This is a genomic window from Sphingobium sp. RSMS (assembly GCF_005406185.4).
GTDB lineage: Bacteria > Pseudomonadota > Alphaproteobacteria > Sphingomonadales > Sphingomonadaceae > Sphingobium > Sphingobium fuliginis.
In genome coordinates, this window is the sequence record NZ_CM191257.1 from 466,493 (window position 1) to 480,134 (window position 13,642).

Below are 13,642 nucleotides of genomic sequence, written 5' to 3' on the forward strand. Positions count from 1 at the left end.
GATGATACGGATGCCCCTTACCCCTTGATGTGCAGGACGCAGATCAGCGTGAACAGGCGACGGGCCGTATCGAAATCGACCTTGATCTTGCCGTCCAGCCGCTCGATCAGCGTCTCGGCGGCGGCATTGTGGATGCCCCGGCGTGCCATGTCCACCGTTTCGATCTGCTGTGGCGATGCGTTGCTGATCGCCTGGTAATAGCTGTCGCAGATCGCGAAATAGTCCCGGATCGGGCGGCGGAACCGGCCCAGGCTCAGGATGATCGCCTCCAGCGGATCGCCATTTTCCCGACGTATCTCTATGACCAGCCGGCCTTCCTCGACACGCAGGTGCACCTTGTAGGGGCCGGCATAGCCGTCCTCATGGCTGCGCTGCGGCTCGAAATAATTGTCCTCCAGCAGGTCGAAGATGGCGATGCGCCGTTCCTGCTCCACATCGGCATTGCGCCAGAGGATCGTCCGCTCGTCGAGCGTGATATCGATGATGCGCGGATCGGCCATGGACGCTATGGTCAGTGCGGCGACACGCGCCGAAAAGCAAGGGGGACTCTTGTCCACAGCTTTTCCGAATGCTTTCAACGTTCCGCCTTGCAAGGGCGGTTGCTCGGCGCGATGAGGGGGCAATGGTCGAACTCGTGCAAATCACCCCCGCCGCAGAAGCCGGCATCACCGAACTCCCCCGCAATGTGGAGGCGGAGGCCGCCCTGCTGGGCGCGCTGATGATCGACAACCGCATTGCCGAGGATGTGCAGCTCAAGCTCAAGCCGGAGCATTTCTTCGAGCCCCTGCACGGCCGCATCTACGAATCCGTGATGAAGCTGGTCGAGCGCGACATGGTCGCCAACCCGGTGACGCTGAAACCGATGCTGGAGCAGGACCCGGCGCTCAAGGAACTGGGCGGCGTCGGCTATCTGGCGCAACTGACGGGCAATGGCGCGGCGCTGCTGGGCGCCCGCGACTTCGCCACGCAGATCTACGACCTTGCCTTGCTGCGGCAGCTTGTCCATGTCGGCCGCGAACTCGTTGAAAACGCTCTGGATACCAGCGAGGACGTAAACCCTCGCGAACAGATCGAGCAGGCCGAGGTCGCGCTTTACAAGGTGTCGGAGGGGGAGGGGGAGACCGGGTCGGTCAAGAGCTTCGCCACGGCCACCACCATGGCGGTCCAGATCGCGGAGCGCGCGCTCAACAGCGGCGGGCATGTTTCGGGCATCACCACCGGCATCAACAGCCTGAACGAAAAGATCGGCGGCATGCACAATTCGGACCTCATGATCCTCGCGGGTCGTCCGGGCATGGGCAAGACGTCGCTGGCGACCAACATCGCCTATAATGCCGCCTCGCGCTGGCTGCGCGACAATGCCGACGGCATTCCGCCGGAAAAGAATATGGGCGCGAAGACCGCCTTCTTCAGCCTGGAAATGTCCGCCGACCAGCTCGCCACCCGCGTTCTGGCCGAACAGTCGGGCATCAGCGGCGAAGCGCTGCGCATGGGCAAGATCAGCCGCGCCGATTTCCAGAACCTCTCCCGTGCGGCGCGGGAATTGCAGGAACTGCCGCTGTTCATCGACGACACGCCGGGCCTGACCATCGCCGCGCTGCGCACCCGCGCCCGCCGGTTGAAGCGGCGGCATGACATCGGCTTCGTCGTGGTCGACTATCTCCAACTGCTCCAGGGCACCGGAAAGGGCGACAATCGCGTCAACGAGATTTCGGAAATTTCCCGTGGTCTGAAGACCTTGGCGAAGGAACTTAACTGCCCGGTTCTGGCCTTGTCCCAGCTCAGCCGCGCCGTCGAACAGCGCGAGGACAAGCGGCCCCAGCTATCGGACCTTCGTGAATCGGGCTCTATCGAACAGGACGCGGACATGGTCTGGTTCGTCTTCCGCGAGGATTATTATGTCGCCGCGAAGGAGCCGGGGAACAAGGAAAGCCCCGAACATCTGGAATGGGCGCAGGAAATGGAGCGCATCTACGGCTTGGCCGAGGTGATCGTGGCCAAGCAGCGCCATGGTTCGACCGGGCGCATCCGCATGAAGTTCGACGCGAAGATCACCCGCTTCTCCGACCTGGCGGAGGGCAGCTATCTGGAGGATTACGAATAGAGCCAGGGGCCTTTCACAAGCCGCAGCGTGCTAAAAATATGTGACCGCCGGAAGTTCGGAAAACCGCCATTTGCAGCCCGCCATTGGCTGCATCCCCACACATACTAGCCCGAAACAAAAGCCTGGAACACCAGCGCCAGCCCCACCAGGCTGACGAGATAGGCAATGGTCCGCACCATGGGAATGCCCATGCCGTACAGCGGCAGGTAAACCGCCCGCGCCCCCAGCCAGAGCCACCCGCCAAGGGCTGTCGTTCCGCTGGTTTTCCCCGCGATCACCACGCCCAGAAGCACGATGATCGCGATCGGATAGGTTTCGAGGAAATTCGCCTGCGCCCGCACCAGCCGCCCGCCGACGGGATCGAGCGGCGGCAATTCCTCATCCCGCGCGCCCATGTTCCATTTGGTGCCATATTGCCGCGTCTTGATATGCGCCGCCGCGAAGATGTGGACCAGCAGCAGCACGCAACTCCACGCCAATATCTTCAGCTCGACGGCCATATCTCGTCCTCCGCTCAGTCTGTCATGACCGCCGACCATATCGCGCCCGCATGGTCCGCGCCATAAGTCTCGATTGCAGTAGGCGGCGGATTGGCCGCCCGCGCCCATCATCGGGGCCATAGGCCCTCTTTTCGCAACGGGAGGATTCGGAAGAGCGCAATATTCCCACGAGTCGGGATATTCTCGACGCAACCGCCTTTTCGGTCAGAACACCGGCTGGTTGGCCGGATCGTCCGGATCGGCCGCGGGGGAGGGGATCGGCGTCACCGGCGAGTGAATGCCGCACTCGACCTTGTCCCACCCGCGCCAGCGCCCGGCGCGGGGATCTTCGCCCGGCAGCACCTTGGACGTGCACGGTTCGCAACCGATGGACAGATAGCCCTGCGCCTCCAGCGGATGGCGCGGCAACTTCTCCGCCTCGAACCAGGCTTCCAGATCGTCCTTCGTCCAGTCGCCCAGCGGGTTGATCTTCAGCCGGCCGTCCTCGACCTCGAAACGGGGCAGGTTCTGCCGCGTCACCGACTGGAACGCCTTGCGTCCGGAAATCCACGCATCCAGTCCATCCTTGGCGCGGTTCATCGGCTCGACCTTGCGGATTTCGCAGCAGCCGTCGGGGTCGTAGGACCAGCGCAGCCCCGTCTCGTCCTTCTTCGCCAGCACCTCCGCATCGGGCACGACCGCCCGGCTGTCGGTAAAGCCCAGCGTGCTGATCAGCGTTTCGCGATAATCCAGCGTCTCGCGGAACATCTTGAGCGTGTCGACGAAGATCACTGGCACGGTCCTGTCCGCCTTGGCCACCAGCGACAGCAGCACCGCGCTTTCCGTACCGAAGGAGGAGACGACGGCGACATTGCCCGCCAGCCCCTCGGCAAAGACGGTCTTGAGCATCGACAGCGTGTCGACGCCCTCGAAGCGCGCGTTGAGCGCATCCGCATCCGCCTGGGTAAAGGCGGGGCGGGCGTCGATCACGTCGAGCTGGCGGGCAGGTTCAGCCATTTATAGTCTCCGGGTGCCGTTTCGCCCAGATGGGGCGGCGGCCATCGATCGTCTTCTGATAGACGTCGTCATAACGATGGAGCGCGCGCTCCACGGCGGCATCGTCCAGCGCCTTGTCGGGCCGGAAGCTGTCGAAGCCGCAGCGGCGCATCGCGACGATCTGGTCCACCAGCACATCGCCCACGGCGCGCAGTTCGCCCTGATAGCCGGCCTCGCGCAATATCCGCGCCGCCGAATAGCCGCGTCCGTCGCCGAAAGCCGGGAAGTTCACCTCCACCAGCGACAGCCTTTCCAGATGGGGCAGCAACTCGCGGGCATCCTCGCCCGCTTCGATCCGGACGGCGGTCGAATTGGACTGGCCGGTGAAGGATTCGACCGTGACCGCCGGTTCCTGGCCGGTTTCGCCTTCGCGGAAGGACAGGAACTCAACCATAGATCGCCTCCTTGAAGGGCTTCATGCCAAGACGGCGATAGGTGTCGAGGAAGCGTTCGCCCTCCTCCCGCTGTTCGAGATAGAGGTTGGTGACCTTCTCGATCGCGTCGACCACGCCGTCCTCCGAAAAGCCGGGGCCGGTGATCTGTCCGACGCTCGCATCCTCCGCGCCCGACCCGCCGAGCGAAAGCTGGAAATTCTCCACGCCCTTCCGGTCCACGCCCAGCACGCCGATATGGCCGGCATGATGATGGCCGCAGGCATTGATGCAGCCGGAAATCTTGACCTTCAGCTCGCCCAGTTCCTTCTGCCGGTCGGCCGCGGCGAACCGTTCCGACAGCTTCTGCGCCAGCGGGATGGAGCGGGCATTGGCGAGGCTGCAATAATCCAGGCCCGGACAGGCGATGATGTCGGTGATCAGGTCCAGATTGGCCTCGGCAAGGCCAGCCTCGTCCAGCTTCTGCCAGATGGCATGGAGGTCCGCCTTCTTCACATGCGGCAGGACCAGATTCTGCGCATGGGTGACGCGCAGCTCGTCGAGCGAATATTGTTCGGCCAGGTCCGCAACCAGCGCGATCTGCTCCGCCGAGGCATCGCCCGGAATGCCGCCGCGCGGCTTCAGGCTGATGTTGACGATGGCATAGCCCGGCTGCTTGTGCGCCGCGACCTGACGGTCCACCCAAAGGGCGAAGGCCGGATCGCTGCGGTCGATGCTGTCCTCAAGGCCCGTTTCATAGGCGGGGCCGGCGAAATAGGCGCGGATTCGGTCCAGTTCCTCGGTCGGCGGGTTGAGGCCCAGCGTCCGCATATGGGCGAACTCCTCCTCGACCTGCCGCTTATATTCCTCGACGCCCAGTTCATGGACCAGGATCTTGATCCGCGCCTTGTACTTGTTGTCGCGCCGGCCATAGCGATTATAGACGCGCAGGCACGCCTCCAGATAAGAGATGATCTCATCTTCGGGCACGAAGTCCCTGATAAGCGGCGCAACCATGGGCGTGCGACCCATGCCGCCGCCGGCATAGACTTCCGCGCCTGTCCGGCCGTCGCGCGACACCAGCTTCAGGCCGATGTCGTGCAGGCGCATGGCGGAACGGTCATCCTCGCTCGCGATCACCGCGATCTTGAACTTGCGCGGCAGATAGGTGAATTCGGGATGGAAGGTCGACCATTGGCGCAACAGTTCCGCCCAGGGACGCGGGTCGGCCACTTCGTCCGCCGAAACCCCGGCATATTGGTCGGACGAGATATTGCGGATGCAATTGCCGCTGGTCTGGATGGCATGCATCTCGACCGTCGCCAGTTCGGCAAGGATGTCCGGCGCATCGGCCAGCTTGATCCAGTTATATTGCAGGTTCTGGCGCGTGGTGAAGTGGCCATAGCCCCTGTCATATTTCGCCGCGATCTCGCCCAGCTTGCGCATCTGCCGGCCGCTCAGCGTGCCATAGGGAATGGCGACGCGCAGCATATAGGCGTGCAACTGGAGATAGAGGCCGTTCATCAGCCGCAGCGGCTTGAACTGGTCCTCCGTCAGTTGTCCGGCCAAGCGGCGCTGGGTCTGGTCGCGAAACTCCTCGACGCGGGCGTCGACGATGGACTGGTCGTAGCTGTCGTAACGATACATGGTTCAGATCACCCAGTTGCCGGCATCGGCGTCATTCGGTTTCAGCGTCAGGTCGGGGCGCACCGTCGGTCCCAGGGCGCGGATGCGGTCCTTGATATGCGCGGGGCGCACGCCTTCTTCGGTCACGGTCGCATCGATCACATAGGCGCCCACGACCCGCAGTGCGGCTTCCTCCGCCCGGGCCAGATCCTCGCCCTTGTCGCCCACGTCGACGGAATCGCCGACCTGCCGCGACCAGCCGTCGCCCGCCCACCAGATCACGTCCCCGGTGCCGAGGTCATTGCCGGTCAAAATCTTCACTTGTCAGTCTCCGCCCCAAATGTCTCCTGCGCGGCCCAGCCGGCCAGCACATCCTGCGCCAGCGCATAGGCCGCAACCTCCCCGACCACAATCAGGGCAGGGCTTTTCACCTTCTCCCGCGCGACCATCTCGCCCAGATCGGCAAGCAGGGTGCGCAGCGTCCGCATGTCGGCGCGCGTGCCGTTTTCCAGCACGGCCACGGGAATGGCCGGCGACACGCCGTCGGCCATCAGCTTGTCGGCAATGTCCGTCGCCGTCGCCACGCCCATATAGATGACGAGCGTGCGTCCCGCGCCCGCCAGCCCGGACCAGTCCTGATCGGTCAGCCCCTTGCATTGCCCGGCCACGAAGCTGACCGCGCTTGCCGCGTCGCGATGGGTGAGGGGCAGTTGCGCCTGCGCGGCGCAGCCGATGGCGGCGCTGATCCCCGGCACGACCTCCACCGGCACCCCGGCGGCGCGGCAGGCTTCCATTTCTTCGCCGCCACGGCCGAAGATGAAGGGATCGCCGCCCTTCAGCCGCACGACCCTGCGCCCGGCGAGCGCCAGTTCGACCAGCAGGGCATTGATCCCGTCCTGCGGCACCGAATGACGGCTGCGCTGCTTGGCGACAGAGATCAGTTCGGCCCGTGGGGAGGCGAGCGCCAGGATCTCGCCGGAAACCAGCCCGTCATGCACGATCACCTCGGCCTCGCCGATCAGCCGCGCGGCGCGCAGCGTCAGGAGTTCCGGGTCGCCCGGACCGGCGCCGACAAGGGTGACAGTGGCAATGGGAGTTTCAGCCATGTTGGGCAGATGGCGAAAACAGCCCGCGGTTTCAATTCAGAATGCGTTGGCCAGGGCGAAGGAAAATTTGGGGAGGATCGATTTGATCCTGTCGCCCCGTCGCTCTGCTGCCAGACCACCCGGCCGCTCAATCGCCCATCAGGCTGGTGTCGACGTCCTTCAGGCCAATGCCGATGGATGCGCGCGGCTGCTCGATCTCCACCGACACGACCGGATAGGCGCAATAATCAGCCGCATAATAGGCGCTGGGCCGATGATTGCCGGAAATGCCCACCCCGCCGAAGGGCGCGGAGGAGGATGCCCCATTGGTCGGCCGGTTCCAGTTGACGATGCCCGCCCGGATATTGGCCCAGAACTGGTTATATTGTTCCGGCGATCCCCCGATCAGCGCGGCGGAAAGGCCATAGCGCGTATTGTTCGCCTCCCGGATCGCGGATTCGAAATCCGGCACCCGGACAACCTGCAACAGGGGGCCGAACAGCTCGACGTCGGGCCGCTCCGCCATGGCGGTCACGTCGATGATCGCCGGCGTCACGAAGGGCAGCCCCTTGGTCGTGCGGACCATGTGCTTGATGGGCTTGCCGCCGTTGCTCATCAGATAGAGGAAGCTCTCCGTCAGATGATCCGCCGCCTGATTGTCGATCACCGGCCCCATGAAAGGCGCGGGGTCCGCATGGGGATGGTCGACGATCAGCCGGTCCGCCAGCCTCTTGACCTCTCCGACCAGCGTGTCGGCCAGCTCCTCCCTGACGATCAGCCGGCTCGCGGCCGTGCAGCGCTGCCCGCTCGACAGGAAGGCCGACTGGACGATCAGCGTCGCGGCGCTGGCGATGTCGGCCGTATCCCAGGCGACGATCGGGTTGTTCCCGCCCATTTCCAGCGCCAGTATCTTGCCGGGATTGGCCGCGAACTGCCGGTTGATCGCGATGCCCGTCTGCGCCGACCCGGTGAAGAGAATGCCCCCCACATCGGGATGGGCGGCCAGCGCCTTGCCCTCGTCGGGTCCGCCCAGCACCAGCCGGACGGCATCCTCCGGTACGCCCGCCTCATGGTAGAAACGCACCAGCATCTCGCCCACGGCCGGCGTCTTTTCCGACGGCTTGAAGACGACGGCATTGCCGGCCAGCAACGCGGGAACGATATGCCCATTCGGCAGATGCGCCGGGAAATTATACGGCCCCAGCACCGCCATGACGCCATGCGGCTTGTGCCGCACGGACTGACGCGCGCCCATCGCCGCTTCAAGCCGTCTCTGCCCGGTGCGTTCGGAAAAGGCGGCGACGGAAATGTCGACCTTGTTCATCACCGCCGTCACTTCGGTCCGCGCATCCCACAGGGGCTTGCCGGTTTCGCGGGCGATCAGGTCGGCCAGCGCTTCCTCATTGGCGCGCACGACATTGACGAAGCGGCGCAGCGTTTCGATGCGGTAGGCGATGGGCTGGGCGGCCCATTTCGGCCAGGCGGCACAGGCGCGGGCGACCTCCGCCTCCACGTCGCTGGCAGTCCCCTGCCACAAAAGAGCACCAGTGGCGGGTTCGAACGAAGTCAGCGCGGCGGACATGGCACCGATATGGAGGATAATGGGGCGTTAGGGAAGGGGCGGCAAACGGCTCCCTCCTCCCTCGGGGAGGGGGAAGCGGGCGTGGCGAGCGGAAGGGCAAGCCGACGTAACGGAAAGCCCGTCCGCCCCGCCAGCGGAGGAGAATTCAGGGCACATCAGGGGCGCCGCCCAATGCATCGCCCATGCGCCGGATCGCCGCCACCTTCGCATGCAGCGGCGTCCAATCGTCCCGCTCGGCAATCCCGCTCCAGATCGCCTCCACCTCATCGATATGCATGGAGCAGGGCGCCGGATCGGCCCAATAGGCATGATCCTGGGGCCCGCTCGCCTCGAACCCGGCGATGGCCTCGCGAAATCCCGCCCATTCCTCCCCGGCATAAGGCCCGCCGTCGCGGGGATCGCCGCCGCGCCAGTCCTGGAAGAAGCGATCGATCGGCCTTTGCGTCGCGATCATGCCGCGCACCGCCGCTTCGATCATGGTGGAGGCGTCGTCCGTCGGCGCGACGCCCAACCGCCAGCAGAAGCGCCGCGCCATCGCCTCGGCATAGAGCGCCGGAAAGCGCTCCAGCTGCTCGATCAGCGGTTCGGCCTCCACCAGGGGACGCAGCGACACGGCGAGCTGCGCCACGTCCCAGTGGATCGCTTCCGCCTGCCGTCCGAAGGCATAGAGCCCGGCATGGTCGAAATAGGCGGCGGTGAACCCCTCTTCCCAAAGCGGCGTGAACCGCCAGGGTCCATAGTCGAAGCTCTCGCCCGTCACATTGATGTTGTCGCTGTTGAGCACGCCATGGACGAAGCCCGCCACCATGTAGCTCGCGGCCAGATCGGCCGTTCGCTCCACCACCCGGCCCAGCAGTTGCGCGGGAGGATTGTCGCCCGGCTCCTCGCCGTAGAGCTTCGTCAGCGCATAGTCGACGAGCCGCTCCAGCAGCGCCTTGTCGTCGAAATAGGCCGCCCGCTGGAAAGACCCGATGCGGATATGCGAGTGGCTGAGCCGCACCATCACCGCCGCGCGGGTGGGGGAAGGTTCGTCGTTGCGCTCCAGCGCCTCGCCCGTCTCGATGATGGAAAAGGTCCTGGAGGTGTTGACGCCCAGCGCCTCGAGCATCTCCGTCGCCAATATCTCCCGCACGCCGCCCTTCAGCGTCAGCCTGCCGTCCCCGAAGCGGCTATAGGGCGTCCGGCCGGAACCCTTGGTGCCCAGGTCGAGCAACCGGCCGGCCCCGTCCCGAAGCTGCGCGAACAGGAAACCGCGGCCGTCCCCGATGTCGGGATTGTACACGCGGAACTGATGCCCATGATAGCTTAGCGCCAGTGGCTGGGGCAGCGATCCCTCCAGCGGCTCGAACCGGCCGAAATGCGCCAGCCATTCCTCATCGCTCAGGTCGCCCAGGCCCACGGCCTTCGCCCAACGGTCATTGCGGAAACGCAGGATGGTCCGGGGAAAGTCGGCCGCCGCGACGGGATCGGCAAAATCGGGCTGCAGCGCGGCGATTTCGTTCGCGGGGCTGAATTTGGCGGGTTGCAGGGCAGGGCGCATGCGGCGATATGGGGGATGCAGGGTGGAAGGATCAAGCAGCTTGAGCAGCTATAGCGACGGATACTGGTGGTCCCCCGATGGGCTGAGGCTCCATTATCGCGATTATGCTGGCGGCGAAGATGGCCGCCCTCCCTTGCTCTGCCTGCCGGGCCTGACCCGCAACGCCCGCGATTTCGAACCGTTGGCGGCGCGCCTCGCCGGGCCATGGCGCCTCATCTGTCCCGACTTGCGCGGCCGCGCCGAAAGCGCGCAGGCGAAGGACCCGATGACCTATGTCCCGCTCACCTATCTGCAGGACATCAGCCGCCTGCTGGCGGATCTGGCCATCACCCGCTTCGTCGCCATCGGCACGTCGCTGGGCGGCATCATCACCATGCTGATCGCGGCGACCCATCGCGAATGGCTGGCCGGAGCGCTGCTCAACGATGTCGGGCCGACGCTGGAGGAGGCGGGGCTGGCGCGCATCCGCACCTATGTCGGCATCGGCCAGTCGCATCCAAGCTGGGTGCACGCCGCCCGCGCGCTGGAGGAATCCAATGGCGACGTCTATCCCGGCTATGGCCTCGACCAATGGCTGGCCATGGCCAAGCGCCTCTACCGCCTCAACAGCGCGGGGCGCGTCGTGCTCGACTATGACATGCGCATAGCGGAGCCGCTGCGGGTCGCGGGCAGCGAGGCGAGCGTCGACATGTGGCCGGTCATGCAGGCCTTTCGCGGAATTCCGACGCTGGTGCTGCGCGGCGAGCGCTCCGACCTGCTCTCCGCGGCCACCGCCGCCCGCATGGTGGAGGACATCGGTCCCGGCGCGGAGTGCGCGGTCATCTCCAATGTCGGTCACGCTCCCGTGCTCGACGAGCCTGAATCCGCCGCCGCCATCGATCGGCTGCTGGCGCGGGTCCTGAATGGCTGAAGCGGCTTGAGCGGCATGGAGCGTTTCGCCGCGGGCCGGCCTCGGCAGATCGACGGGCCGCCCCGGCTGCTGCATGTCCACGGCAGCTTCTCGCTTGGCGGGAAGGAGGCGCGGGCCGTGCGCCTGATGAACCTTTGGGGCGACCGCGCCCGTCACAGCATCGTTAGCGCCGCGCCCCAACTGATGAGCGCGCGGGACGCCATCGACCCCGCCACGCCGGTCGATTTCCCCCAGCCTCCTCCACTCGCCGGCAGGCCGGGCCTCGGGCGTTTCCGGGCGATTGCGGCCTTCCTGTCGGACTACGACCTCATCCTCAGCTATAATTGGGGAGCGATGGATGCGGTGATGGCGCGGCGCATCCATGGCGGTCCGCCGCTGATCCATCATGAGGACGGCTTCAACGCGGATGAGGCGGGCGGCCTCAAGCCGCAGCGCAACCTCTATCGCCGCCTGGCGCTTCAGCGCGCCCATGCGCTGGTCGTCCCGTCCGTCCGGCTCGACGGCATCGCCCGCGAGGTGTGGCGTCAGCCGCCGCGAAAGGTCCACCTGATCCGCAACGGCATAGACACGGCGCGCTATGCCCTGCCGCCTGTGCCGGATGCCATTCCAGCCCTCGACCGCACGGCCGGCAAGCTGATGGTGGGGACGGTGGCGGGCCTGCGCCCGGTCAAGAACATCCGCCGCCTCGTCCGCGCCGTCGCGCCGCATCGCGACCGGCTGCAACTGGTGGTGGTGGGGGAGGGGCCGGAACGCGACGCCATAGCGGCGGAAGCCAGGGACCACGGACTGGCCGACATCTGCATGGCCGGATTCCTGCCTGAACCCTGGCGCTTCATGGGCCTGCTCGACATCTTCGCTTTGTCTTCCGACAGCGAGCAGTTCCCGATCTCGCTGGTGGAAGCGATGGCGGCGGGCCTGCCCGTCGCATCGACCGATGTGGGGGACGTCGCTGCCATGGTCGCGCCCGAAAACCGGCCGTTCGTCGTCCCGGGCGAAGCAGCCCTGTCCTCGGCGCTGGGCGCGCTCGCCGGCGATCCCGGTCTGCGGCAAAGGCTTGGCGAGGCGAACCGCCAACGCGCCTGCCGCGATTTCACCGAAGCCGCCATGGTGGACGCCTATGCCGGCCTTTACGGTCAGGCACTATCCAGCCCCCATATTTTGCGGTAGGGCGCGCCCAAATATTCGTCATCCGACCGTAAAGCTGCTATAGGGCGGCGTTCAGGTGGTCGGGGGCCACGGGATTTTTGCGCGGGAGATTGCGTTGTTCAAGGGGTTGAAGCCCATCGTTTACGGCGGCCGGGAAGTCTGGCCATTGGTCGAAGGCGGCAAGGGGGTAGCCGTTTCCAACCATGCCAGTTCCGGCGCCTGGGCGGCGGCCGGCGGCATCGGCACGGTGTCGGCGGTCAATGCGGACAGCTATGACAGCTTCGGCAACGTCATTCCCCAGATTTATCATGGCCGCACCCGCCGCGACCGCCATGAGGAACTGATCGCCTATGCGATAGACGGCGCGGTCGAACAGGTGAAGCGGGCCTTCGAAATCGCCGGTGGCAAGGGCGCGATCAACATCAACGTGCTCTGGGAAATGGGCGGTGCGCAGCGCGTCCTCCACGGTGTCCTGGAAAAGACGAAGGGAATGGTCGCGGGCGTGACCTGCGGCGCGGGCATGCCCTACAAGCTGTCGGAGATCGCCGCCTCCTACGGCGTCAACTATCTGCCCATCGTCAGTTCCGGCCGCGCCTTCCGGGCCCTGTGGAAGCGCGCCTATTCCAAGGCATCGGAATGGCTGGCGGCAGTGGTCTATGAGGACCCGTGGCTGGCGGGCGGCCATAACGGCCTGTCCAACGCCGAAGATCCCAAGGTGCCGCAGGACCCCTATCCCCGCGTCCGCGACCTGCGCGCCACCATGCGGGAGGGGGGCATTTCCGACGATGTGCCCATCGTCATGGCAGGCGGCGTCTGGGCGCTCAAGGACTGGAACGATTGGATCGACAATCCGGAACTGGGCGCGATCATGTTCCAGTTCGGCACCCGTCCGCTGCTGACGCAGGAAAGCCCGATCCCGCAGGCGTGGAAGGAACGGCTGATGCAACTGGAGCCGGGCGACGTGCTGCTCCACCGCTTCTCGCCGACCGGCTTCTACAGTTCGGCCGTCCGCAATCCCTTCCTGCGCTCCCTGGAAGCCCGATCGGAACGGCAGATTCCGTTCAGCACCGAACAGGCCGGCGACCATACGCATCAACTCGACGCCGGCGTGAAGGGCAAGAATTTCTGGGTGACGCGCGGCGACCTTCTGCGCGCCCGCGAATGGGTGGGGCAGGGCTTCACCTCCGCGCTCAAGACGCCGGACAATACGCTCGTCTTCGTGACGGAGGAGGAAAAGGCCGAAATCCGCAAGGACCAGACCGATTGCATGGGCTGCCTCAGCCAGTGCGCCTTTTCAAGCTGGATGGACAGCGAGACCAATTCGACCGGCCGCCTGGCCGATCCGCGCAGCTTCTGCATCCAGAAATCGCTGCAGGAGGCCGTTCATGGCGGCGACCTCGACAAGAATCTGCTCTTCGCGGGCCATGGCGCCTACAAGTTCAAGCAGGACCCCTTCTATTCGAACGGGTTCGTGCCGACCGTGAAGCAACTTGTCGACCGCATCCTGACCGGCGACTGATGGCGGACATTCAGGGATTGGCGGTGCTGCACTACGACACGCCGCATTTTGAGGTCGTGCGTCCGGGACAGTTCGTCCTTTGCGCGGTTTCCGGCGCACGCATCGATCTGGAAGACCTCAAATATTGGAGCGCGGAGTTTCAGGAGGCCTATAGGGGACCGGAGGAAGCGACCCGTTCCTTCCTGAAGCATCGCGGCGCGGATTTTCGGTAAAGTCCTGAATTC

At 65.4% G+C, this 13,642-nt stretch carries 14 protein-coding genes; 5 read left to right on the forward strand and 9 right to left on the reverse strand.

Going from position 1 to position 13,642, the window contains the following annotated elements; all coding sequences use genetic code 11:
* Positions 1 to 17: 17 nt before the first annotated feature.
* Positions 18 to 500: a UPF0262 family protein gene (locus EGM87_RS02215; protein ID WP_025549400.1), complete on the reverse strand. Its 483-nt coding sequence runs from the start codon at positions 498 to 500 to the stop codon at positions 18 to 20.
* Positions 501 to 622: 122 nt separating this feature from the next.
* Between EGM87_RS02215 and EGM87_RS02220 the strand changes: the two genes are divergently transcribed.
* Complete coding sequence (locus EGM87_RS02220; RefSeq protein ID WP_025549399.1) at positions 623 to 2,104, forward strand: replicative DNA helicase; 1,482 nt, start codon at positions 623 to 625, stop codon at positions 2,102 to 2,104.
* A 104-nt stretch (positions 2,105 to 2,208) separates the two neighbouring features.
* Here EGM87_RS02220 and EGM87_RS02225 read toward each other — a convergent pair whose 3' ends face one another.
* The 8 genes from EGM87_RS02225 to EGM87_RS02260 form a co-directional block, all read right to left on the reverse strand.
* Positions 2,209 to 2,604 (reverse strand): MAPEG family protein, encoded by a 396-nt coding sequence (locus EGM87_RS02225; RefSeq protein ID WP_025549398.1) that lies wholly within the window; start codon positions 2,602 to 2,604, stop codon positions 2,209 to 2,211.
* 204 nt (positions 2,605 to 2,808) lie between these two features.
* The gene (locus EGM87_RS02230) at positions 2,809 to 3,600 is read right to left on the reverse strand and encodes a phosphoadenylyl-sulfate reductase (RefSeq protein WP_025549397.1); all 792 of its coding nucleotides are present in this window, start codon (positions 3,598 to 3,600) and stop codon (positions 2,809 to 2,811) included.
* Positions 3,593 to 4,033: a DUF934 domain-containing protein gene (locus EGM87_RS02235; RefSeq protein ID WP_137709182.1), complete on the reverse strand. Its 441-nt coding sequence runs from the start codon at positions 4,031 to 4,033 to the stop codon at positions 3,593 to 3,595. The genes EGM87_RS02230 and EGM87_RS02235 overlap by 8 nt, the downstream gene beginning before the upstream one ends.
* Positions 4,026 to 5,657: a nitrite/sulfite reductase gene (locus EGM87_RS02240; RefSeq protein WP_137709181.1), complete on the reverse strand. Its 1,632-nt coding sequence runs from the start codon at positions 5,655 to 5,657 to the stop codon at positions 4,026 to 4,028. The genes EGM87_RS02235 and EGM87_RS02240 overlap by 8 nt, the downstream gene beginning before the upstream one ends.
* Before the next feature lie 3 nt (positions 5,658 to 5,660).
* A complete protein-coding gene (locus EGM87_RS02245) occupies positions 5,661 to 5,957 on the reverse strand; it encodes a DUF2849 domain-containing protein (protein ID WP_025549394.1) in 297 nt (98 codons plus the stop codon).
* Positions 5,954 to 6,742 (reverse strand): uroporphyrinogen-III C-methyltransferase, encoded by a 789-nt coding sequence (cobA, locus tag EGM87_RS02250; RefSeq protein WP_025549393.1) that lies wholly within the window; start codon positions 6,740 to 6,742, stop codon positions 5,954 to 5,956. Before cobA ends, EGM87_RS02245 begins: the two co-directional genes overlap by 4 nt.
* A 127-nt stretch (positions 6,743 to 6,869) precedes the next feature.
* The gene (gene astD, locus EGM87_RS02255) at positions 6,870 to 8,303 is read right to left on the reverse strand and encodes a succinylglutamate-semialdehyde dehydrogenase (protein WP_137709180.1); all 1,434 of its coding nucleotides are present in this window, start codon (positions 8,301 to 8,303) and stop codon (positions 6,870 to 6,872) included.
* Positions 8,304 to 8,448: 145 nt separating this feature from the next.
* On the reverse strand, positions 8,449 to 9,843 hold the full coding sequence (locus tag EGM87_RS02260; RefSeq protein WP_137709179.1) for a protein adenylyltransferase SelO: 1,395 nt from the start codon (positions 9,841 to 9,843) through the stop codon (positions 8,449 to 8,451).
* A 40-nt stretch (positions 9,844 to 9,883) separates the two neighbouring features.
* Between EGM87_RS02260 and EGM87_RS02265 the strand changes: the two genes are divergently transcribed.
* The 4 genes from EGM87_RS02265 (at position 9,884) to EGM87_RS02280 (ending at position 13,630) form a co-directional block, all read left to right on the forward strand.
* Entirely contained in the window at positions 9,884 to 10,753 is an 870-nt protein-coding gene (locus EGM87_RS02265; RefSeq protein ID WP_137709178.1) for an alpha/beta fold hydrolase, read from the forward strand.
* A gap of 15 nt (positions 10,754 to 10,768) precedes the next feature.
* Positions 10,769 to 11,920, forward strand: a complete 1,152-nt coding sequence (locus tag EGM87_RS02270; protein WP_137709177.1) for a glycosyltransferase family 4 protein — start codon at positions 10,769 to 10,771, stop codon at positions 11,918 to 11,920.
* 94 nt (positions 11,921 to 12,014) lie between these two features.
* Positions 12,015 to 13,418, forward strand: coding sequence for an NAD(P)H-dependent flavin oxidoreductase (locus EGM87_RS02275; protein WP_025549388.1), 1,404 nt, complete (start codon positions 12,015 to 12,017; stop codon positions 13,416 to 13,418).
* The gene (locus EGM87_RS02280) at positions 13,418 to 13,630 is read left to right on the forward strand and encodes a DUF2093 domain-containing protein (protein WP_061936289.1); all 213 of its coding nucleotides are present in this window, start codon (positions 13,418 to 13,420) and stop codon (positions 13,628 to 13,630) included. The genes EGM87_RS02275 and EGM87_RS02280 overlap by 1 nt, the downstream gene beginning before the upstream one ends.
* The last annotated feature ends 12 nt before the right edge of the window (positions 13,631 to 13,642 follow it).

What these genes read in the sequence shown, in the direction of transcription:
- EGM87_RS02215 (WP_025549400.1), bottom strand. Translation starts at nt 500, where the DNA reads ATGGCCGATCCGCGCATCATCGATATCACGCTCGACGAGCGGACGATC.
- EGM87_RS02220 (WP_025549399.1), top strand. Translation starts at nt 623, where the DNA reads ATGGTCGAACTCGTGCAAATCACCCCCGCCGCAGAAGCCGGCATCACC.
- EGM87_RS02225 (WP_025549398.1), bottom strand. Translation starts at nt 2,604, where the DNA reads ATGGCCGTCGAGCTGAAGATATTGGCGTGGAGTTGCGTGCTGCTGCTG.
- EGM87_RS02230 (WP_025549397.1), bottom strand. Translation starts at nt 3,600, where the DNA reads ATGGCTGAACCTGCCCGCCAGCTCGACGTGATCGACGCCCGCCCCGCC.
- EGM87_RS02235 (WP_137709182.1), bottom strand. Translation starts at nt 4,033, where the DNA reads ATGGTTGAGTTCCTGTCCTTCCGCGAAGGCGAAACCGGCCAGGAACCG.
- EGM87_RS02240 (WP_137709181.1), bottom strand. Translation starts at nt 5,657, where the DNA reads ATGTATCGTTACGACAGCTACGACCAGTCCATCGTCGACGCCCGCGTC.
- cobA (WP_025549393.1), bottom strand. Translation starts at nt 6,742, where the DNA reads ATGGCTGAAACTCCCATTGCCACTGTCACCCTTGTCGGCGCCGGTCCG.
- astD (WP_137709180.1), bottom strand. Translation starts at nt 8,303, where the DNA reads ATGTCCGCCGCGCTGACTTCGTTCGAACCCGCCACTGGTGCTCTTTTG.
- EGM87_RS02260 (WP_137709179.1), bottom strand. Translation starts at nt 9,843, where the DNA reads ATGCGCCCTGCCCTGCAACCCGCCAAATTCAGCCCCGCGAACGAAATC.
- EGM87_RS02270 (WP_137709177.1), top strand. Translation starts at nt 10,769, where the DNA reads ATGGAGCGTTTCGCCGCGGGCCGGCCTCGGCAGATCGACGGGCCGCCC.
- EGM87_RS02280 (WP_061936289.1), top strand. Translation starts at nt 13,418, where the DNA reads ATGGCGGACATTCAGGGATTGGCGGTGCTGCACTACGACACGCCGCAT.